1 protein-coding gene is annotated in these 557 nt (G+C 47.8%); it reads left to right on the forward strand.

From position 1 onward, the window contains the following. Positions 1-557: phosphoethanolamine transferase (locus BN1128_RS24800; RefSeq protein WP_156140422.1), on the forward strand; the 557-nt coding region annotated here is incomplete at both ends.

Below are 557 nucleotides of genomic sequence, written 5' to 3' on the forward strand. Positions count from 1 at the left end.
GTTCCCTGCATGTTCTCCAATATGGGTAGAAAGGAGTTTGATGATAATCGCGCTCGCAATAGCGAGGGCCTGCTAGATGTGTTGCAAAAAACGGGGATCTCCATCTTTTGGAAGGAGAACGATGGCGGCTGCAAAGGTGTTTGCGACCGAGTTCCTAACATCGAAATCGAACCAAAAGATCACCCTAAATTCTGCGATAAAAATACATGCTATGACGAGGTTGTCCTTCAAGACCTCGATAGTGAAATTGCTCAAATGAAAGGGGATAAGCTGGTTGGCTTCCACCTGATAGGTAGCCATGGCCCAACCTACTACAAGCGCTATCCTGATGCTCATCGTCAGTTCACCCCTGACTGTCCACGCAGTGATATTGAAAACTGCACAGATGAAGAGCTCACCAACACCTATGACAACACCATCCGCTACACGGATTTCGTGATTGCAGAGATGATTGCCAAGTTGAAAACCTACGAAGATAAGTACAAGACCGCGTTGCTCTACGTCTCCGATCATGGTGAATCACTGGGAGCTATGGGGCTTTACCTGCACGGTACACC

This window comes from Aeromonas piscicola, assembly GCF_000820005.1.
GTDB classification, from domain to species: domain Bacteria; phylum Pseudomonadota; class Gammaproteobacteria; order Enterobacterales; family Aeromonadaceae; genus Aeromonas; species Aeromonas piscicola.